Annotated in this window: 19 protein-coding genes and 4 pseudogenes; 13 read left to right on the top strand and 10 right to left on the bottom strand. The window is 43.8% G+C overall.

Features of this window, described 5'->3' with window-relative positions:
• The 5 genes and pseudogenes from FE394_RS11535 to FE394_RS11555 all read left to right on the top strand — a co-directional run.
• The coding region (locus FE394_RS11535) for a phage major capsid protein (protein ID WP_319926537.1) at positions 1-564 on the top strand (564 nt) is incomplete at its 5' end.
• A 44-nt stretch (positions 565-608) separates the two neighbouring features.
• Positions 609-1,157: an HK97 family phage prohead protease gene (locus FE394_RS11540; RefSeq protein WP_319926538.1), complete on the top strand. Its 549-nt coding sequence runs from the start codon at positions 609-611 to the stop codon at positions 1,155-1,157.
• Positions 1,158-1,159: 2 nt separating this feature from the next.
• Positions 1,160-1,426 (top strand): annotated as a pseudogene (locus tag FE394_RS11545) (phage portal protein); the annotation flags it as partial.
• Positions 1,424-1,960 (top strand): annotated as a pseudogene (locus FE394_RS11550) (terminase TerL endonuclease subunit); the annotation flags it as partial. The pseudogenes FE394_RS11545 and FE394_RS11550, both read left to right, overlap by 3 nt.
• Before the next feature lie 274 nt (positions 1,961-2,234).
• Positions 2,235-2,498 (top strand): helix-turn-helix domain-containing protein, encoded by a 264-nt coding sequence (locus FE394_RS11555; RefSeq protein ID WP_319926539.1) that lies wholly within the window; start codon positions 2,235-2,237, stop codon positions 2,496-2,498.
• Positions 2,499-2,776: 278 nt separating this feature from the next.
• On the opposite strand, the gene FE394_RS11560 is transcribed toward FE394_RS11555, so the two are convergent.
• Complete coding sequence (locus FE394_RS11560) at positions 2,777-3,577, bottom strand: hypothetical protein (RefSeq protein ID WP_319926540.1); 801 nt, start codon at positions 3,575-3,577, stop codon at positions 2,777-2,779.
• Between the two features lie 368 nt (positions 3,578-3,945).
• On the opposite strand from FE394_RS11560, the gene FE394_RS11565 reads away from it, so the two are divergent.
• From FE394_RS11565 to FE394_RS11580, 4 genes are all read left to right on the top strand, one after another.
• Positions 3,946-4,788 (top strand): 23S rRNA (adenine(2030)-N(6))-methyltransferase RlmJ, encoded by an 843-nt coding sequence (locus tag FE394_RS11565; RefSeq protein WP_319926541.1) that lies wholly within the window; start codon positions 3,946-3,948, stop codon positions 4,786-4,788.
• Between the two features lie 153 nt (positions 4,789-4,941).
• Positions 4,942-6,297, top strand: coding sequence for a glutathione-disulfide reductase (gene gorA / locus FE394_RS11570; protein WP_319926582.1), 1,356 nt, complete (start codon positions 4,942-4,944; stop codon positions 6,295-6,297).
• A 199-nt stretch (positions 6,298-6,496) separates the two neighbouring features.
• Entirely contained in the window at positions 6,497-6,967 is a 471-nt protein-coding gene (locus tag FE394_RS11575; RefSeq protein WP_319926542.1) for a hypothetical protein, read from the top strand.
• Positions 6,967-7,353, top strand: coding sequence for an acyl-CoA thioesterase (locus tag FE394_RS11580; RefSeq protein ID WP_319926583.1), 387 nt, complete (start codon positions 6,967-6,969; stop codon positions 7,351-7,353). The genes FE394_RS11575 and FE394_RS11580 overlap by 1 nt, the downstream gene beginning before the upstream one ends.
• Positions 7,354-7,493: 140 nt before the next feature.
• Here FE394_RS11580 and FE394_RS19925 read toward each other — a convergent pair.
• Positions 7,494-7,679: pseudogene (locus tag FE394_RS19925) on the bottom strand (AzlC family ABC transporter permease); the annotation flags it as partial.
• 75 nt (positions 7,680-7,754) lie between these two features.
• Between FE394_RS19925 and FE394_RS11590 the strand changes: the two are divergent.
• A pseudogene (locus FE394_RS11590) lies at positions 7,755-8,084 on the top strand (cupin domain-containing protein); the annotation flags it as partial.
• 59 nt (positions 8,085-8,143) lie between these two features.
• On the opposite strand, the gene FE394_RS11595 reads toward FE394_RS11590, so the two are convergent.
• The 4 genes from FE394_RS11595 to lsrR form a co-directional block, all read right to left on the bottom strand.
• The gene (locus tag FE394_RS11595; protein WP_319926544.1) at positions 8,144-8,338 is read right to left on the bottom strand and encodes a hypothetical protein; all 195 of its coding nucleotides are present in this window, start codon (positions 8,336-8,338) and stop codon (positions 8,144-8,146) included.
• A complete protein-coding gene (locus FE394_RS11600) occupies positions 8,335-9,348 on the bottom strand; it encodes an AAA family ATPase (RefSeq protein ID WP_319926545.1) in 1,014 nt (337 codons plus the stop codon). Before FE394_RS11600 ends, FE394_RS11595 begins: the two co-directional genes overlap by 4 nt.
• 96 nt (positions 9,349-9,444) lie before the next feature.
• Complete coding sequence (lsrK, locus tag FE394_RS11605) at positions 9,445-11,037, bottom strand: autoinducer-2 kinase (RefSeq protein ID WP_319926546.1); 1,593 nt, start codon at positions 11,035-11,037, stop codon at positions 9,445-9,447.
• 71 nt (positions 11,038-11,108) lie between these two features.
• Positions 11,109-12,098 (bottom strand): transcriptional regulator LsrR, encoded by a 990-nt coding sequence (lsrR, locus tag FE394_RS11610; protein ID WP_419836333.1) that lies wholly within the window; start codon positions 12,096-12,098, stop codon positions 11,109-11,111.
• Between the two features lie 751 nt (positions 12,099-12,849).
• Between lsrR and lsrB the strand changes: the two genes are divergently transcribed.
• From lsrB to lsrG, 3 genes are all read left to right on the top strand, one after another.
• Positions 12,850-13,869 carry an autoinducer 2 ABC transporter substrate-binding protein LsrB gene (lsrB, locus tag FE394_RS11615; RefSeq protein ID WP_319926547.1) on the top strand — a complete coding sequence of 340 codons (1,020 nt, stop codon included), beginning with the start codon at positions 12,850-12,852 and terminating at the stop codon, positions 13,867-13,869.
• A gap of 66 nt (positions 13,870-13,935) precedes the next feature.
• Entirely contained in the window at positions 13,936-14,820 is an 885-nt protein-coding gene (lsrF, locus tag FE394_RS11620) for a 3-hydroxy-5-phosphonooxypentane-2,4-dione thiolase (RefSeq protein WP_319926548.1), read from the top strand.
• A gap of 1 nt (position 14,821) precedes the next feature.
• Complete coding sequence (lsrG, locus tag FE394_RS11625) at positions 14,822-15,121, top strand: (4S)-4-hydroxy-5-phosphonooxypentane-2,3-dione isomerase (protein WP_319926549.1); 300 nt, start codon at positions 14,822-14,824, stop codon at positions 15,119-15,121.
• 92 nt (positions 15,122-15,213) lie between these two features.
• On the opposite strand, the gene FE394_RS11630 is transcribed toward lsrG, so the two are convergent.
• From FE394_RS11630 to mobA, 4 genes are read right to left on the bottom strand one after another with little or no spacing between them, the layout of a single operon-like run.
• Positions 15,214-16,599 (bottom strand): pyridoxal phosphate-dependent decarboxylase family protein, encoded by a 1,386-nt coding sequence (locus tag FE394_RS11630; RefSeq protein ID WP_319926550.1) that lies wholly within the window; start codon positions 16,597-16,599, stop codon positions 15,214-15,216.
• Between the two features lie 26 nt (positions 16,600-16,625).
• The gene (locus FE394_RS11635) at positions 16,626-17,609 is read right to left on the bottom strand and encodes a glycoside hydrolase family 113 (protein WP_319926551.1); all 984 of its coding nucleotides are present in this window, start codon (positions 17,607-17,609) and stop codon (positions 16,626-16,628) included.
• 2 nt (positions 17,610-17,611) lie between these two features.
• Positions 17,612-18,184: a molybdopterin-guanine dinucleotide biosynthesis protein MobB gene (gene mobB / locus FE394_RS11640; RefSeq protein WP_319926552.1), complete on the bottom strand. Its 573-nt coding sequence runs from the start codon at positions 18,182-18,184 to the stop codon at positions 17,612-17,614.
• Positions 18,181-18,783 carry a molybdenum cofactor guanylyltransferase MobA gene (mobA, locus tag FE394_RS11645; RefSeq protein WP_319926553.1) on the bottom strand — a complete coding sequence of 201 codons (603 nt, stop codon included), beginning with the start codon at positions 18,781-18,783 and terminating at the stop codon, positions 18,181-18,183. The genes mobB and mobA overlap by 4 nt, the downstream gene beginning before the upstream one ends.
• Positions 18,784-18,912 lie beyond the last annotated feature (129 nt).

An 18,912-nucleotide genomic window follows, 5' to 3' on the forward strand; every position in this document is an offset into this window, starting at 1 on the left:
TGGCTGACGTCTGAAATTGCTGACATATTCGTTGATACCGAAGAAACGGATCTTGTGAGCGGTGACGGCAGCAAAAAAGCGAAAGGTTTTCTGTCTTATCCCCGTGATACCCAAACTGACAAAACTCGCGCGTTTGGTACATTGCAAAAGCTGGAAGTTACCGCGCTTTCCGCCGATAGCCTGATTGACCTGAAATTCTTACTCAAAAACAAATACCGTAAAAATGCAGTCTGGGTGATGAACTCCAGCACAGCCGCGCAGGTGCAGAAACTGAAAAACGGCAATGGTGATTATATCTGGCGTGAACGTTTGCAGGCGGGTGATCCGGATATGCTGCTGGGTTTGCCTGTCCATTACCTCGAATTTATGCCGGAAGGTGTGATCGGTCTGGGTGACTTCAAACGTGGCTATTTCATTGTTGACCATGAAACGGGCATTCGTACCCGCCCTGACAATATCACCGAGCCGGGATTTTATAAGGTATATACAGATAAGTATCTGGGTGGCGGGCTGGTGGATTCCAACGCAATTAAGGTACTGGAAGTGAAAGTATCCGGCAACTAAGAAGAAGGGGGATAGCACCCCTTTCCAAGTTTTGGAGTCCATCAATGAAGTATGATTTTGAAATCCGCACAGCTTCACTGTCTGCCAGCAATAAGACGCTGACAGGTTATGTAATTAAGTGGAACAGCCGATCACACGTGCTGTGGGATGAGTTTATCGAACAGTTCGTCCCAAATGCGTTTAGCGCCAGTTTAGCTGCGGGAGCTGATATCAGGGCGTTGTACGAGCACGACCCGATGAATTTGTTAGGCCGTACCACGTCCGGCACGTTGCAGCTTTTCGAAGATGCCACCGGATTGCGCTTCGAGCTAACCCCGCCAGATACGCAATTGGGGCACGATGTATTAACACTGGTTGAACGCGGGGATATACAAGGCATGTCCTTTGGTTTTCGTGCCATTAAAGATCAGTGGGATACCAGTCAAACACCCTATATCAGAACCGTGTTAGAAGCCGAGCTACGGGAAATCACGATCACCAGCTTACCCGCCTATCCTGAAAGTGGGGTAGAGATTGCCAAGCGTTCACTGAATGCCGCTAAGCCCCGTGATGCCGATTTGCGTCATTACTGGCTACAACTGTCCGAGGTGTAATGATGTGGCCTTTTACACGCAAATCTTCTGAAACCCGTAGCATGACGCTGGATGAATTTTTTTCTCTGGCAGGCATGGCTAATACCAAATCAGGCGAGCATGTTTCTCCATCTACGGCAGAAGGTTTACCCGCTGTGATGAATGCCGTGACGGTGATTAGTGAAGCGGTGGCCTCCATGCCCTGCTATCTCTATCGGGTTCAGCACCAGAACGGCAAAGAATCCCGCGAATGGTTGAGTGACCATCCGGTCGATTATTTGCTGAATGAGTGTCTGCCTGAAGCCCAGTTACAAAACCCCGCCAATAAGAATCGGGCGGTTTATCGTCAATGGGTGCAAGCAGGCTGGATACGCACCACCGCAGGCGATTGCATTGATTATGACCGTATCCGTGATGATATTCTCAATGACAGCCAGCAATTTGATATCAAGCTGGTGGGTTTTGATACGTGGAACGCTACGCATTTACGCACTCAATTGCAGGGCGTCGGATTGGATGTTGAGCCGTTCCCACAAACCTATCAGCGCTTTAGTCCGGTGGTGAAATCGGCTGAGGTATTCGTTAACCGCAAAGTTATTCGCCACAACAGCGATCCAGTGCTCGCGTGGGCAATGTCCAATGTCGTGATGGAAACCGACGCGAACGCCAATATCAAACCGAACAAGAAGAAATCCGCGAATAAAATCGACCCTGCGATTGCGTTCCTGATGAGTTTTGGCACATGGCAGATAGAGCATGAAGAGTTTGCGTTTAGCTTAAGTGAAGAGCAGCAAGAGCGCCTTAACATATTCAATGGGATATAACGTAAAAAGTTAAGCTGTTTTACTGGTTCACTTATTAAATTTGATAAACCAATTCATTAAAGTAGCCCCGCCATCGGCAAAATCCGATGGTCAAGGTTTTGCAGCCTTGTATCACGAATCACTGGTAGGAAGTTTCTACCAGTGCCCGCTATCACCCTTTCAATGGTGATTCAGGCAGGGGAGGTTAATGCCTCGCCGGAATTCGTGACCGGTCTGCAAACCTTGCTTGAATCGCCACCATCAATTTTTTCAATTAATGGAAGGGGTAGCAAGAATGAATAACGTTAAAAATGACTGGCATCAAGCTGATATTATTGCTGCATTACGTAAACGTGGTACAACCTTAGCGGCTGTTTCCCGTGAATCAGGACTCAGTTCATCAACATTGGCAAATACTCTCAGTCGGCCATGGCCTAAAGGGGAATGGATTATTGCTGATTACCTCGGAATCCATCCTTCGGAGATTTGGCCTAGTCGATATTTTGATGGCGATGGTCAGCCTATTGAACGGACAGTACGTAAAGTTTCCATTGAATAGTTCTATTTCAGTGAAATCAGCCATGAGATAAAATGATACTTGTAATTATAATTTGATACTCATGGCTAAGTATCTTTATATTCATTTCTTGATTTTTTGTGTTCTGTATTGGTCGGGGAGAAAAGCAGCAGCATGTATTATGGTATCTTAGGTAACTCCGCCTTGTGTATATTATTGTTCATTCATTTACAATTAGACGAGAATAGTATTTTGGCCACAAGATAAGTTAATCAGGTGATTTATCTGATTAACCTAACATAATTAATAATAAGAATGAACTATAATTTAGAAAGTTTCACTTTTATTTGAAAATAAGATAATTTTATGCAGGTAATGAATTTATAACCTGTGATGCAGTGATTTAAAATTATAGGAGTTAATATGCTAATAGGTAGCATAACTATAAGAAAAATAATAGATATATAATATATTGCGTCAGGTTGTTGTATTATGGTTACTATAAAAAGAATAAAAATACAAATTAGCATCATTCTTGATGATGAAAAAGAAGCATCGGAATCTATTATTATCCAGGCAAGAAAATTTCCATCAGTTGTTTCTCTTTCAAAAGAGAAATTTCTAATTAAAGCCAATTGTTCTTTAAATGTGAACGTTTTTATAATTAATTTTCTTAATTTAGTATTTTTCTCTATATAGATTTTTTTTCTTTTTTTGTTTATCGGTTCACTAGAGTTGTGTTCTGATCGAGGCTTGAAAAATATTCTGTTAGTGAGAGCGAATAAAAACAGTTTTATACCTATGGAATAACTGTAACCGATGTTTTTAGCTTGTTCTAATATTCTCAAAAAGGAAACGGATAAATAGATAGGGAAAAGGTAATTTAACCAATTGGTTTTGGAGGTCATTATATATAATGCAATGGCGATTATAATAAAAAATAGAGTGGCTCGTTTTACAGATTCCATATTTTCATAGGCCAGCCATTTTATCCAACTGGTAAAATCATCTGATGTTTCATTTTTTACTAATGCAAAACTTTTGAGTAAGGTAACTTGTTCTGTAAGTGTAAATAGTTTAATTATTGACTTCCTGATTTTTTTGTCATGAGTAAATCGCATAGCTATCCCAAATTTATCAGATTAAATCGAAATTTATTTTTAATTTAGAATATTAAAATAAGTAGTGGTACTTATTCAAGTATGACAATTAAATGGACTTAAAAACAGAATTTGGTCACGCATTAAACCCATTGATTAGCACTCTGGCCTCATTTTCTCCCTGTGGGGTAATCTGTTTCCCCACACTTCACCTCTTTAGCCTACATTTACTCTTTTTAAGATGCTATGACGGCATGTACTTTGTTACTATGCTTTATTGTGTTTTAGTGCTCGTGCAATGACTTGTGGGGTAATATGTGGGGTAATAAATTGATTTATTCGCCTTGTATGAAACTAAAACTTATTAAAAATCAATAGGAAATAAATTAATGTTAAGTTATCGTCACAGCTTCCATGCCGGCAATCACGCTGATGTGTTGAAGCACACGGTGCAAAGCCTGATCATTGAATCACTTAAAACCAAAGAAAAACCTTTCCTGTATCTGGATACTCACGCGGGTGCTGGTCGTTATCAATTGAGCGGCGAACATGCGGAGCGTACGGGAGAGTATCTGAACGGTATTGCCCGTATCTGGCAGCGTGATGATATCCCCGAGGAATTGGCTGCGTACATGAGTGTTGTGAAGGCGCTGAATCAAAAGGGTTCTCTGCGCTATTATCCGGGCTCTCCGCTGATCGCCCGTCATTTATTGCGGGAATATGATGAGCTGAATCTGAGTGAACTGCATTCCAGTGATTTTCCTCTGTTACGCACGGAGTTTTCACGGGACGAACGTACACGTCTCCTGCGTGAAGATGGCTATCAGCAATTGAAATCAAAATTGCCGCCAATAAGCCGCCGTGGGTTTGTGCTAATCGATCCGCCTTATGAGTTGAAGTCGGATTATCAGAATGTCGTTCAAGGTATTCAGGAAGGATATAAGCGTTTTGCAACCGGCACTTATGCGCTGTGGTATCCCGTTGTGCTGCGCCAGCAGATTAAACGGATGGTGAAAGATCTGCAAGCGACAGGTATCCGCAAGATTTTGCAGATTGAGCTTGGCGTGCGCCCTGACAGTGATCAGCGTGGTATGACGGCTTCAGGCATGATTGTCATTAATCCGCCGTGGAAATTGGAACAGCAGATGAAAGCTGTCTTGCCATGGCTCAATCAGGTACTGATTCCTGAAGGTACGGGACATACCTTAGTGGAGTGGATCGTACCTGAATAAGGTAAGAGTTCAGCTTAGCGAAATCACTTAATAGCTGTGGTCTATGGCAATAAGAGCCAGAATCGTCCACAGCAGGTGATAACTTTTTGTAATAATAAGCGTCAGGTTGAACTTTATCCAGTAAGTTAATTGATTAGACGGAAGTAACTTATGATGAGTAAACATTACGATTATATTGCAATTGGTGGCGGCAGTGGTGGCATTGCTTCCATTAACCGTGCCGCCATGTATGGGCAAAAATGCGCCCTGATTGAAGCAAAAGCATTGGGCGGAACTTGTGTCAATGTGGGCTGTGTACCGAAGAAAGTGATGTGGCATGCTGCCCAGATTGCGGAGTCTATTCATCAATATGGTCCCGACTATGGTTTTGATACGACGGTCAATCGTTTTGACTGGAAGAAACTGGTTGCCAGTCGCACGGCCTATATTGATCGCATTCATCAATCGTATGAGCGTGTATTAGGCAATAATAAGGTCGATGTCATTCAGGGATTTGCTCGCTTTGTTGATGCTCATACCATTGAGGTGAATGGCGAAAAAATCACGGCTGACCATATTCTGATTGCGACGGGCGGTTGTCCGATGCGTCCTGAGATCCCCGGTGCAGAATATGGTATTGATTCAGATGGCTTCTTTGAACTGGATGAAATGCCGAAGCGTGTTGCTGTGGTGGGAGCTGGCTATATTGCAGTGGAAATCGCAGGTGTTCTGAATGCGCTGGGCAGTGAGACTCACTTGTTTGTCCGTAAACATGCACCGTTGCGTTCTTTTGATCCATTGATCGTGGATACGTTGCTGGAAGTGATTAAAAACGAAGGGCCAACACTGCATACGGAAGCAATCTTAAAGTCCGTGATTAAAAATAGTGATGGCAGTCTGACGGTTCAATTGCAGGATGGCCGGGAACAAACGGTTGATTCGTTGATTTGGGCAATCGGGCGTGAACCGATGACGGATAATCTGAATCTGGCCTCAACTGGTGTTGAGCTGGATGAGAAAGGTTATATCCAAGTCGACAAATATCAGAATACCAATGTTAATGGTCTTTATGCGGTTGGTGATAACACGGGCGCGGTGGAGTTAACGCCTGTCGCGATTGCGGCGGGACGCCGTTTGTCAGAGCGTCTGTTTAATAACAAACCTGAAGAGCATTTAGATTACACCAATGTGCCAACGGTAGTATTCAGCCATCCGCCAATTGGTGTAGTCGGTTTGACGGAGCCAGAGGCAAAGGCGCAGTATGGCGACGATCAGGTTAAGGTTTATACATCATCCTTTACCGCGATGTACACTGCTGTGACGCAGCACCGTCAGCCATGCCGCATGAAACTGGTTTGCGCGGGAGCAAACGAAAAAATCGTTGGCATTCACGGTATCGGTTTTGGTATGGATGAGATCCTGCAAGGTTTTGCGGTTGCGCTGAAAATGGGGGCGACGAAAAAGGATTTTGACAATACGGTTGCTATCCACCCGACAGCGGCGGAAGAGTTTGTGACTATGCGAAGTTAGCGTAGAAAATACAATTGCTTATTCTTGAAAATAAAAGGCCAGATTATTCTGGCCTTTTTGCATATGTAGAGTGAGTTATTTTATTGTGTTTAATATATGTCTGTTAACCCATGGGGTATAGAAATTTAACTTCTCCGGTGTTGGATCCCCTGATATTCATCTTAACCAAGTCTAATGTTGCAGAATGTAGGAGGGTGAAGTGGATTCAAAAAAAATAAAAATAGAATTTCATCGTTATAGTAATGAAGTCATTAGGTTCCTGAATAATTTTGAGCGTATTACCTATGTATCTACCTTATTAGTTGAAAATAATAATGTATCTGCTCATCAGAGTAATGGCTATGCTAGTTGGGACCAAAAATTTTATTATGATGGGAAGTATAAAGATAGCCTATTAATAAAAATTGGTCTGGAACTAACAAAAATAAAGGGTGGGGATGTCAGTACGGTTATATGGGATGATGTGTTAAAAAACGATGTCAATAATTTCATCGATAAAGAAAGAAGGAAGCATAATATATTCCACGGTATCAGTTTGATTTATGGCCTAACCGACGATAAGAGTATGGCGATAAATATATGTACGGGGGAAGAGACTTCGAAAAAGGACTTTGAGAGTCTCATTCTTCCTATGAGATTTGCCTTGTTGAACTATTTTAAGGATCTATGATGTTTTCCAAAGAGTATTTTGTTGATGAGCAGCATCTCGATTTTCAAGGTGTTGTGGATGGCCTCTATTACCCATTTTATTTGGAATGGGCGCGACATGCCTTCATGAAAGAAGCGTTAGGTTTGGACTTGGAAGAAGAATTCAGGCTTGGGCGTATGCACATGATTCTTGAATATAACCTGCGCTTTAGAAAGAGCCTGAAAAAAGGCAATAAAATGGAAGCCACTTGTAAGGTTACCAAGAACGAAAAACGTAATCGGATCAATTTTGAGCAACAAATTTTGGTTGATGGCATCGTATATGCCGATGCAACATTTGTGGCGACGTGTTTAGTTAATGGGCGCCCAACGGTACCTGAGATTGTTATGAACGCTGTCGTTGATTAATTGCTTAGATAAGAATGCTGTATTTATCACCTGCCGCTATATGCGGCAGTGTTTTTTAGCCTTATACCTGCATAACGCAGCAATGCTGTCACGCTTGCCGCAACCAGAATCACAACAATCAGCGGTACTTTTCTCCAGGCAATAAACATAAATTCTGATGCGCCAGCCAGCACTAACGTGGATAACGCAAGTGGAACCCATAAAGGAAAACCATATGCCATAGCCAGTGAACCGTAGGAAATACCGACGATTCCTGCAGCCAGACAGACCAGAAATATCGCTTTTTTAATATCGCCTGTCAGACAGGAGAAATAATGAATGAACATACAATGTCATCCAAGTTAATGTTATCCAAATTGAACGTTACGTTCTTTTTAATGAACGATTGAGGTAATGGCATGACGCAGGTGATCAGGCGGGGTGAAGGGACTAAAGTGGTCGCGGAGCAGGCGGATTATCAGGCGATTTTGTTGGCAACCTGCCCGCCGGGTGCCCGTCGTGATATCTATTTGTTGATGACACAGCCGGGAGCCGATCGGATTTCTCAACCGCATCCACCGGGTTCAGTGGAACACATTATCATCACACATGGACGTGCATTGGTAGGGTTAACGGAAGCGCCGGTAGAGTTAGGTGAAGGTGATTATATCTGTTATCCGGCGGATCTGGAGCATGTCTTCAAAGCACTGGAGCCAGATACTCGGGCGATTTTGGTGGCTGAGCAGAATTAATATTATTCTGTGAGTCTTTGAAACAGTTGATGTTGTTTAAATAGACTTTGGAGTAAGATTCACTTTTCAGGATCTTTTATTTCTATCAACCAAAGTTGGTTTGACCACTCGACGACAAAATCGACGGATTTAAGTAAGTGGCTTAGGCCATGACCATCCGTGCCTTTGGCATCCAGCTTCTTTACAGACTGTGCTTTAGAAAAATCAAAATAGAGATCACCTTCAATCCATTCAGGATACATTTGTATTGTCATTTTGCATTTCCTAATGAATGTTGAATCTCAAGGTCATACAGACGTAAATATTCATCAGCAATCTTATTGGGTGCTACGTCTTTATAATGTTGAAACGTATGGCTTATGACGCCATCATGTTTGGTTTTTTCCAATGCAAAATAACGTATGGATTCATTGTGCTGCCTAGCAAATTCGAGTTCTTTCAAAAAAGCATAATTATGCGTAGCAACAAATACTTGTACACCACGTTCGGCAAGCATTACGAGTATTCTGGCCACATTCTGCATCAAAGAGGGATTAAGGTTAGCTTCTGGTTCATCCCAAAATAGGGTGTTATTACTGAACAGGGAACCATTGTGGATGAGCTGCCAAATTAAAGCTAATTTGCGATGCCCTTCGGCGACAAGAGACATTTCTAATTTAGAGTTACCTGAAGTCAGTTGAAATTCGTCACCATTAAGACTAACGCGTCCCCCCACTGTTTTTCGGATCAATTCAAGCAAAGGCTGTTCATCTTTGAGTGGCATGCCTTTGCGGGCAGGCAAGTAGGCTTGTTTTACAATGTCGTAATAGATTTCTTCGAATGCCAGTTCATATTTGTCATATAACGAAATAAATCCCGGTGCAAACGACAACACTTCTTTCACGGGAATAAAGACCGGGGCGTCAGATAAATCAAGCCCACCTTCTATATTGAAGTGATTGTGGCGGGTATTATCAAATTTAATCGTTAAAGACTTATGAGATGAGCCATCATATGAGCCATCAATAGTGACTGATGCGCTGGTTGAACCTTTTTTACGTGTTACTAATCTTGAAACATTACCGCCACTTGGGCGAAAGACATTGGCTAGTTTCTTTTTTAAAGTATCGGAACTGTGACCTTGCTGCTGTACACAGTACAGGAGTTTCATCAGGTGTGTTTTACCGGTGCCGTTTTCACCAATAAAGACGTTTATTCCAGAAGCAAATTTAAATTCGGCCTGCTTGAAAGCACCAAAATTTGTTAGGTCTAAAGTGGTAAACATGGCGAATTCCTATCCAATTGTTTTTGTAAGAATAAAGCCTTTAGTATAGTTGAGCAAGCCGCCACACTTGCTCTGTTTTATCTCGTCAATGAGGGATCACAACCCCGGTGCTTTCCACAACGACGTCGTTAATCCATCATCTACCAAATGTAGTTGGCCTGCATACACGGCTTGCCAATCTTTTTTCGCTTTCTGGTAAATTTCACGGTGGCTTAAATTAGGCTGATATTCCCGTTCCCAACGCACCAATCTTTCTCCTGTTGCGGGCATGGAGTCATATAACCCAACGCCTACACCCGCCGCAATCGCACAGCCTAACGCTGTCGCTTCTTTAACTACCGGAACTCGTACCGGCAATCCGGTAACATCAGACAAAATCTGACACCAAAGTTTTCCTTTCGCGCCACCCCCCGCAAATACTAGAGAGTCGGCCTGAACGCCTGAGAATGCCGAAACCATATCGAGGTTACTCGCCGAGACGATAGCTGCGTTCTCTTCCAGCGCCCGGAATAACGTTGCCTTGTTGCATTTTTCCGGATCTATCGAGAGATTGAGGAAAGATGGCGCGGCGTGATACCACGATTTAAAGCGCATCACATCCGAGAAAATCGGCATCACACCATAAGAACCAGCAGGAACCCGTGCCGCCATATCTTCCAACAGACTATAGGTATCAACACCCAGCCGTTCTGCCAGCAGTTTTTCTTCCGCACAGAAAGCATCGCGGAACCAGCGCATGGTAAGGCCAGTAAAGAAGCTGATGGATTCTGCCTGTGCCATGCCGGGGATGACATGTGGGTTAATGCGGATATTCATGTTCGGATCGGTGATCGGCTCAGGCAGGTTGACGACTTGTTGCCAGAATGTGCCGCCAAGTACCGCAGTTTGGGCAGGTTTGACGACACCAATGCCGAGACAACCAAGTTGCACGTCACCACCGCCCATAATTACTGGTGTACCGCTGGTCAGGCCACACTCTGCTGCTGCTTTTTCCGTGATATAACCGAGTAAAGTGCCTGTTTCTTTTACGGGGGAGAGGATATCGGAACGCAATCCGGCCATTTCCAGCAGGTTTGGACGCCAATCACGACTGACTAAATCCAGCATTCCCGTGGTTCCGGCGTTGGAAGGATCAACAGCCAGCTCGTCACTCAGCATATAAGCCAGCCAGTCGCTGATCATCGTCAGTGTGCTGGCCTGCTGATAGATGTCAGGGCGGTGATGTGCCAGCCAAAGTAAGCGAGGCATGGCACCCAGTGCCAGAGTTTGGCCGGAGTAGTGGTAGACGTCATACTCAAACGTATTGTTATATAGCTCTTTTAGCTCATTGACTTCATGGCTGGAACGAGCATCCACGTTAGCACAGGCCCAGATGGGATTGCCATTACGGTTATAAAGAACGATTCCCTCTCGCATTGAGCAGGCGGCAACACTCTGAATCGCGTTGGCGGGCAGTCCTGATTTTTGCAGTGCCTGCCTGATGCATTGACAGGCCAGCTGCCAGTTGTTTTTCAGGTCAAACTCCATAGAACCAGCAACATTCGGTACAGGCTGATGTATCCACTCAGCCTGTCCGACGGCGACTTGATTCCCTTCGAGATCAAATATAACTGCACGGATACTGCCAGTTCCTGCATCAAGCGCCATCAGATACTTCCCTGATGGTTGAACATAAGCGAGTTGATTCATGATGCTATCCTCGTCTGTCGTTATATTCTTATTCGATATGGCGCAGGGAATGGATAGATATTATTAGTCGATCAAGTCAGCATAGCTTTTGCGGTCTGTTCTTCTGTCACTAGTGAGTTGATATAACCTCCTCTCAGTGCAGCAACGATAGCCTCCGCTTTCTCGATGCCTCCTGCCACACCAATCACGTTCGGGATGGTTTTCAGTTCCGGCAAAGAGATACCGATCAGTTCCTGATGGATCTCCATATCGCTGACCAGTCTACCTTCCTCATTGAAGAAGTAACCAAGAATATCCCCGACCGCGCCTTTGCGGCCAAACATCAATTGTTCCCCATCGCTGATATAGCCGGAACGCATGATAGTTGCTTGATGCTTCTGGTTGATCGCACCAATTCCGACGACAGCAATATCAGCGGCACAGGCAGTCAGAATCATATCCCGTACACTGTGTTCCTCGCGAAACGTTGCCGCGACTTGACGGGTAGAGGCTCGCAGAGGTGCAGGAATGATGCTGACAGGACAATCAGCATTGAGCTGACCTATGCCAGTCATGTAAGAGCCAACTCCGCCGGACAGTGTCACCAACCTAATTTGCTGAGATGAGATAAAACCACTCAGATGCTGCAACGTGCACATGGGGGCTTCGCCAAATCCAATCGCCAACAACTGGCGAAAGTCAACTAGCATCATTAATAGATCAGCTGCACCGACACCGAGACGAGCATTTGTAGTTATGCAGTCAAGAGTGGGCAATACGCGAACTTGTTTGAGGCTAAAACGTTTTTGCAAGGCATTTTCCAGCGCCAGACATCCTTCATAGCGTGAATTAATCTGAACGCGGATCATGCCAGACTGCCGTCCTTTCTCCAGCAAACGGGAGACTTTGAGGCGACTGATGCCAAGTAATTCCCCGATGTCCCCTTGTGTCAGGCCATCGTGATAGTAAAACCAGGCGATACGGGCCATGAGTTCTTCTTCATCCATATTGTTTCCTAAATAGTCAATTTCCTCGGGTAATACGCATCTTGCTGATAGTTTCTTCATTGATTTGATCGACATAATAATTTCTTTTATCTACAAGGAAAGAATAAGTATGAGAATCACTAATGTACTATAGGACTCCCAAGAAGTTTTTGAACATATTTAAATTTTATTAAAAATTTTCTCACAAAACGTGATCTGAGCATTGAGATAACCTTGCTTTTTGAATGACATTGGTGAATAAATGTATTTAAAATAAATAAATATTCATATTTGATATCGGTGTTAGAAACGTAAACTCTTCATGCTATGAGGAATGTGATGTCACAGAGCAATACCACTATTCATACAGATAATTCTCTTTCCCTGCACCATGAATGCATGCCACTTTTGCCAGCCATGGATCATTAAGCAACTCTCTGTTTGATAGTGTTGAAACAAATCGGTTTCACATTGATGTTGGGACAATTGCATGTATTACTAGATTAAAATTCTCAATGCTGATGAAAATCATTGCTGGCATTGAATTGTCGAATGTAGAAATCATCAACCCAATTTGAGTGCCAAATTGGGTTGAGAGTACCAACAGATAGTTTGAATTTGGCAGATTAGCTATTAGTTGAGAGCACGCTAGGTGTAATTCCTATATTTTGATTTTAGATGAGTCAACAGTTTCTTTGATAGGGAATTCTATTTCTCTGTATCGTCATTAAATTTGTAATTGGTAATAATGCCGACAGGTTTTTGTTTCACAATAACATATTTCTGAAACGTAAAAGGTTATCCTGAAACATAAATGGTATTGAAACAAGAATAGACGGAGATAGGCATGAAAGGAGCAACAATGAAAAAGCTAGTTGTGGCTGTTGCATTAAGTTTGGTATGTATTTCTTGGGCACAGGCGGCAGAGAAGATTGCATTTATTCCTAAATTGGTCGGTGTGGGATTTTTTACCAGCGCTGGTCAAGGTGCGGTAGAAGCCGGTAAGAGACTAGGTGTTGAAGTTACTTACGGTGGCCCAACAGAGTCAAGCATGCTGGAGCAGGTTCAGCTTATCAATAAATTTGTTAATCAAGGCTATAACGCGATTGTGGTATCGGCAGTGTCAATAAATGGTTTGTGTCCCGCCTTGAAACGCGCCATGCAGCGGGGTGTCAAGGTATTGACGTGGGATTCAGATACATCACCAGAATGCCGTTCTATCTATATTAATCAGGGAACGCCAAAACAGTTGGGGGGGCTTCTGGTGGATATGGCCGCTAATCAGATAAAAAAAGAAAACGCGAAAGTGGCATTTTTTTATTCCAGTCCAATGGTGACTGATCAAAACCAGTGGGTGCGAGAAGCTAAGATCAAAATTACAGAGGAACATCCTAACTGGGAAATTGTTACTACACGGCTTGGATATAACGATGCTACAAAATCTTTGCAGACTGCGGAAGGTATTTTGAAAGCGTGGGGAGATTTGGATGCGATTATTGCACCGGATGCTAATGCTCTGCCAGCAGCGGCTCAGGCAGCAGAAAATCTGAAACGTCAGGATGTCGCGATTGTCGGATTCAGTACTCCGAATGTGATGCGCCCTTATGTTGAAAATGGCACGGTCAAACAGTTCGCTCTGTGGGATGTGGTTAAGCAGGGCAGGATAGCCATTCATATTGCCAATGAGATGCTGCAAAAAGGCGATCTGAATGTGGGAGATAAATTAAATATTCCTGATATTGGCAATGTTGAAATTTCACCTAACAGTGTACAAGGGTATCGTTATGAAGCGAAAGGTAATGGCATCGTCGTCATGCCGGAGCGGGTGATTTTCACCAAAGACAATATCAATCAATATGATTTCTAACCAAGACGATTTCTGATTCATAGAACTGACATATAGCTTGTCGCTGATACCTTTTTGGAGGGAGAAATGGCAGATTTAGATGATATCAAAGACGGTAAAGATTTTGGAATTGATACACCGCAAAAGAATACGCTGTTTGAACTGAAAGGCTGCGGGGCACTGGATTGGGGTATGCAATCCCGCTTGTCCCGGATTTTTAATCCGGCCACCAATAGAACGGTTATGCTGGCGTTTGACCACGGTTATTTTCAGGGACCAACGACGGGCTTGGAGCGTATCGATATTAATATCGCCCCATTGTTTGAACATACCGATGTGCTGATGTGTACTCGTGGCATTCTGCGTAGTCAGGTTCCGCCTGCAACCAATAAACCCGTAGTGCTGCGTGCGTCCGGCGCTAACTCTATTCTGACAGAGCTTTCCAATGAAGCTGTCGCGGTCGCAATGGAAGATGCGCTTCGACTCAATGTCTGCGCCGTGGCTGCACAGGTTTATATCGGTTCGGAGCACGAACACCAATCCATCAAGAATATTATCAAGCTGGTGGATCAGGGGGCTCGTTATGGCATGCCAACGATGGCAGTAACGGGTGTCGGTAAAGATATGGCGCGTGACCAACGTTACTTCTCGCTGGCAACCCGCATTGCGGCGGAAATGGGCGCGAATATTATCAAAACCTATTATGTCGATACTGGTTTTGAACGGATCGCGGCGGGTTGCCCGGTTCCGATTGTGATTGCGGGTGGTAAGAAACTGCCGGAGCTGGATGCACTTGAGATGTGCTATCAGGCAATTGATCAGGGCGCATCCGGTGTGGATATGGGACGAAATATTTTCCAGTCCGAAGCGCCTGTTGCAATGCTGAAAGCGGTGCAAGCGGTAGTGCATCACAACGAGAAACCCGCTCAGGCCTATGAACTGTTTCTGAGTGAAAAGGCCAAGGGGGAATAATATGCACGTCACATTAGTTGAGGTTAATGTTAAAGCCGACAAAATCGACGAGTTTATTGAGGTATTCAGGGATAATCATCTCGGTTCGGTTAAAGAACCGGGTAATTTACGTTTTGATGTGCTGCGTGACGAAAATATCCCGACTCGTTTCTATATTTATGAAGCCTATACCGATGAAGCGGCCGTTGCGGCACACAAGAAAACACCTCATTACCTGCGCTGTGTTGAAAAGCTGGAAGCGTTGATGAGTGAGTCACGTAAGAAAACGACGTTTGTTGGTTTGATGCCGGAAGGGCAATAAAGGGCAGTTGCCTGAAACTTGAAACTTGAGACTTGAAAACTGAAATAACGCCCTTGATGTTACCCATCAGGGCGTTTAATTTTTTATCGAATTTAAATGGCCTGTTGTTTCAACTCGTCAATAGCAACTGCAATCGCCTGCAAGGTGCGCTGAATATCCTCTTCTGTAGTAGCCCAAGAGCTGACGCTGAGCCGGATGGCTTCCTGTCCTTGCCATGTTGTTTGACCAAACCAGCATTCACCGGATTGCTGTATCTTTTGTAGCATCGCACGTTGTAGGGTGACATCGGGTAAACACGCGACTACCTGATTCAGAACAATGTCATTGAGGATGTTGAAACCGAGTGATTCCAATTCCTCAGCCAGCATTTGTGTATACAGGCAGCAGCGTTCGACCAGATCTTCGATTCCCTGAGAGCCGAGTTCTGCGATTGCCGCCCATACTTCGACAGCTCTGGCTCTGCGGGAGAATTCCGGCAACATATCTTTTGCCTGCCACATATCTTGCGTTGCTACATATGCCGCAGAAGTGGTCATTACCTCTCTGAGTGCCTGCTTATGGCGCACGATACACATGCCGCAATCGTAGGGAGTATTGAGCCATTTATGGGCATCCACAGCCCAAGAATCGGCAGCTTCAACTCCCTCGACTAATGCGGATTTTTCTCTTGATGCCCGCGCCCAAAGGCCAAAAGCGCCATCAATATGTACCCAGCAGCCCGCTTTTTTGGCTTTTGGGATCAGGGCATTAAAGTTATCTGAACTGCCGGAATTAACATTACCGGCCTGTAACACCAGAATCATGTTGTCTGAAAATTCTGGAACGGCACTCTCGATAATTCGTCCTTGACGATCGCAAGGCACAAAAATGAATTGTGAACGACCAAAACCCAGCAATCGCAATGCTTTTAAAACAGAGATATGTGCTTCTTCGGATAATACAACTTTTAATTCTGGCGCACGGTGTAATCCCTGTTCTGCCATGTCATAACCTTGTTTCTGGTACAGGTAATTTCGTGCGGTGGACAAGGCGCTGACATGCGCCATTGTTGTACCCGTCACAAAGCTGACAAATGCCTCGGATGATAAATTCAATAGCTCTAAAACCCAGCGCCCTGCGATCTTTTCTAATTCATTAGCAACGGGAGAGGATGATTCCATTAATGCTATTTGATCCCAGGCGCTGCTTATGATGTTAGCTCCCATAGCGGCAGGTGTTGAGCCACCGACAACCAAGCCGAAATATCGGCCTCCTGTTGTCGCCACGGTTGCGGGAGAGCCGTATGCATGGAGCTGTTCAAGTACTTGTTGGCAGTTGGTTCCTTGTTGGGGCAAAGGCTTATCGAAATTTTGTAAACCTGATAACGCATCGGCGTCGGGAAATACCCGTTGGTTTCGTACTTCACTGACGTAGTCGTACGCGATTTCACTTGCTATTTTCACCGCAGACAGCGAGGCATCGCGAATAGGATCTTTCATTGTTGAGTTTCTCTTTTATCGTTATTTTATTTTTCATACCATCCAGAGATGATTTTCTCGGCTGCTTCAGAGTGGATCTGATAAGCATGATTCGTATCATGAGAGCCAATAAACCAGATTGAAAATCCTTTAAAATAGGATTTTATTTCCAATACTTCTCTATAAGCCCGCCATCCGTTAATTTGAACGTCTGTTGAGAACACGGCTGAAACATCTGGGTTCCAAGGGTATTTCAGACCTAATTCACGGGCCGGAATATTAAAACCACCAAAATAGACCGGTTTTCCTGTCGCCTGATGTAATTGTTCGAGTTGTTGAATGATATTTTGTTCGCGGTTATAAACTGTTGTTGAGAATAAACTTTGTTTTGTTTCTGTATAAGAAGGAATATTCTTATCTGAAACCTCGAACCAACTATCAATGCTGACAATATCGACTCTTTTTAAATAAGGGCGGTTAATTTTCTCGATAAATCTTTTTTCGTAGATAGAGTCCCAAATCGCGGTTACCCACCAATTCATCTGGTATAGCACATTGCCTTGGTATTGTCGGCGGACAAAATCGATGACATCATTCCAATAGCCTTCCGCATATTCCATATTGACAAAGTTGGAGGCGATTTTCAGTCCGTAAATAGTATATTGATTGGTGATTGACGTCAGAATGTCCTGTAAAACGATGGTTTTCCAATGCCAGAAGAAATCATTGATGTTACTCGGATTCCATTCTGTTTCACCGATTCCGCCTTGTTGAATGAATGGGAAAGGTTCAACAATAATTTGGATATTATGGCGCAATAACTCCTCAATTAGAGTAATGGCTTTTTTCTTCTGAGATTGATTAACGGCCATAATAGAGGAGGTAACATCCGGAATATCTATTTGGATAGGTACATTGACGGTATTTAAATTGAAACGACTGATATCGGATAAAATTTTTTCTATATTTTCAACATCCCATACTGTGATATTGCCGGATTTTATTTTTCCTGTTTTTACTGTATTCATCATAATCAATACCCTCGTATTTTTTGTGAATATAGCCATTCAATAATAAACGTTGATACCTGCTCCGGTTGATTGATATCAAGCTGTGGAAGTGATGTAGTCAGGAGAATATTACTGGCAATTGCAATGACATAGGGATCAAGTAGCTCATTAACGGTATGGTTCAGACCATCCCGGTAAAGTACTATTTTCGGGATAGGCTCTTGCTTGAATCCTTCAATCAGTATCAGATCCAGTAAATTCGCGTCGAACTGGCTGGCGAGGTATTGCAGATCCAGCTCGGGCAGATCCGGTGTTTCTGTCATCAGTGCCCAGCGTTGCTGACTGGCGACCAATGTTTGGGCTGCTCCTGCTTTGCGCAGTTCATAACTGTCTTTGCCCGGTTTATCCACATCCATATTGTGATGGGTATGTTTAATAAGCCCAACGCGGATATGTTGTCGGCGCAATAATGGGATGAGCTGTTTTAATAGCGTCGTTTTGCCTGTCCCACTATAAGCGGTGATACCCAGCATGGGCAGTATTGTATTAGACGATATGGTATTAGACGGTATTGTCCCGTTGATACTATGACTCATGCTGATTCCTGGAACTTATCCCAATGGTGGAATTCCCAGTTATGGCATTCTTCAAGTGTATTTAAGTTAGTGAATGCATTGGGATCAGGAAAATAGACGGCTTTTGCCTTAATCATCTGCATAAAAAACATGAGTTTTCTATCCCCCAGTGCAAGGTAGCTTTCCAATCGGGGGATCAGGCTGCGGTGCATCAGAGCTAAGGTCGGGTGGGCGCGTTTGCAGTCATGGGCATAAGCAGCCCAAGCGTGTTGTTTGTAATGCCACAGTTTTGCGACGAGGTCTTCGGGGAAATCAGGTACGTCACAGGGAACAAACACCACCCATTCATTGATGGCGTTTTTCAAAACCGACAGCATACCCGCCAGCGGCCCGGAAAAATCGGTAACGATATCCGGTATGATGGGATAACCACTTTGTTGATAAGTCCCCAGATTACGATTGGCATTAATTAATAGCTCATGAACCTGTGGCTGCAATTTTGCGGCGATATGTTGGTACAATGGTGAGCCATCGAATTGTAACAATCCTTTGTCATTTCCCCCCATTCGGGTGGATAGTCCCCCAGCCAGAATTGCGCCACTGATTTTTGTCTGCGTCATGTTAAATTACCTGATATTGGGCAATGAAATTTTTTTAAGTATATATAACCATTGTAAATCAATATCTAACGATGCTGCTTTGAGGGGGAAGTATAACCTTTACGTCGATTGACAGACCAATTCTTTCTC

It is taken from the genome of Xenorhabdus littoralis (assembly GCF_033949345.1).
Taxonomy (GTDB): domain Bacteria; phylum Pseudomonadota; class Gammaproteobacteria; order Enterobacterales; family Enterobacteriaceae; genus Xenorhabdus; species Xenorhabdus littoralis.

Excerpts from the sequence above, each read along its gene's own strand:
- lsrG (WP_319926549.1), top strand. The coding sequence starts at position 14,822 with ATGCACGTCACATTAGTTGAGGTTAATGTTAAAGCCGACAAAATCGAC.
- FE394_RS11580 (WP_319926583.1), top strand. The coding sequence starts at position 6,967 with ATGTTTTCCAAAGAGTATTTTGTTGATGAGCAGCATCTCGATTTTCAA.
- FE394_RS11560 (WP_319926540.1), bottom strand. The coding sequence starts at position 3,577 with ATGCGATTTACTCATGACAAAAAAATCAGGAAGTCAATAATTAAACTA.
- mobA (WP_319926553.1), bottom strand. The coding sequence starts at position 18,783 with ATGACGCAGACAAAAATCAGTGGCGCAATTCTGGCTGGGGGACTATCC.
- FE394_RS11635 (WP_319926551.1), bottom strand. The coding sequence starts at position 17,609 with ATGATGAATACAGTAAAAACAGGAAAAATAAAATCCGGCAATATCACA.
- FE394_RS11595 (WP_319926544.1), bottom strand. The coding sequence starts at position 8,338 with ATGACAATACAAATGTATCCTGAATGGATTGAAGGTGATCTCTATTTT.
- lsrF (WP_319926548.1), top strand. The coding sequence starts at position 13,936 with ATGGCAGATTTAGATGATATCAAAGACGGTAAAGATTTTGGAATTGAT.
- FE394_RS11540 (WP_319926538.1), top strand. The coding sequence starts at position 609 with ATGAAGTATGATTTTGAAATCCGCACAGCTTCACTGTCTGCCAGCAAT.
- FE394_RS11630 (WP_319926550.1), bottom strand. The coding sequence starts at position 16,599 with ATGAAAGATCCTATTCGCGATGCCTCGCTGTCTGCGGTGAAAATAGCA.
- FE394_RS11600 (WP_319926545.1), bottom strand. The coding sequence starts at position 9,348 with ATGTTTACCACTTTAGACCTAACAAATTTTGGTGCTTTCAAGCAGGCC.
- lsrR (WP_419836333.1), bottom strand. The coding sequence starts at position 12,098 with ATGTCGATCAAATCAATGAAGAAACTATCAGCAAGATGCGTATTACCC.
- lsrK (WP_319926546.1), bottom strand. The coding sequence starts at position 11,037 with ATGAATCAACTCGCTTATGTTCAACCATCAGGGAAGTATCTGATGGCG.
- FE394_RS11565 (WP_319926541.1), top strand. The coding sequence starts at position 3,946 with ATGTTAAGTTATCGTCACAGCTTCCATGCCGGCAATCACGCTGATGTG.
- FE394_RS11555 (WP_319926539.1), top strand. The coding sequence starts at position 2,235 with ATGAATAACGTTAAAAATGACTGGCATCAAGCTGATATTATTGCTGCA.
- mobB (WP_319926552.1), bottom strand. The coding sequence starts at position 18,184 with ATGAGTCATAGTATCAACGGGACAATACCGTCTAATACCATATCGTCT.
- gorA (WP_319926582.1), top strand. The coding sequence starts at position 4,942 with ATGAGTAAACATTACGATTATATTGCAATTGGTGGCGGCAGTGGTGGC.
- lsrB (WP_319926547.1), top strand. The coding sequence starts at position 12,850 with ATGAAAGGAGCAACAATGAAAAAGCTAGTTGTGGCTGTTGCATTAAGT.